Source organism: Neisseria sp. P0001.S005 (assembly GCF_051963715.1).
The window spans coordinates 1-428 of record NZ_JBQCTZ010000630.1; the positions used below are offsets into that span (position 1 = coordinate 1).

A 428-nucleotide genomic window follows, 5' to 3' on the forward strand; every position below is an offset into this window, starting at 1 on the left:
GAGGCGGTGCGTGCTTGGGCTTCTTCTTCGTCGAGCATGTCGAGTTTGTTCAGCACCAGCCAGCGCGGTTTGCCGTAAAGTTCTTCATCGTATTTGCGCAATTCGTTGATGATGGCTAGGGCTTCTTCAGCAGGGTTGACGGTTTCGTCGAAGGGCGCCAAATCGACGACGTGCAACAGCAGGCCGGTGCGCGATAGGTGTTTGAGAAAGCGGTGGCCGAGGCCTGCACCTTCTGCCGCGCCTTCAATCAGGCCGGGGATATCGGCCATGACAAAGCTGTGGTTTTCGTCGATGCGCACGACGCCTAAATTCGGATGCAGGGTGGTAAAGGGGTAGTTGGCGATTTTGGGGCGTGCGGCGGATACGGCGGTAATCAGGGTGGATTTACCGGCGTTGGGCATGCCTAACAAGCCGACGTCGGCGAGGAC

Annotated in this window: 1 protein-coding gene; it reads right to left on the minus strand. The window is 58.2% G+C overall.

The window, feature by feature from the left end; all coding sequences use genetic code 11:
• Positions 1-428 (minus strand): Obg family GTPase (locus ACTHSP_RS22095; RefSeq protein WP_440347022.1); only part of this gene is annotated, 428 nt, incomplete at both ends.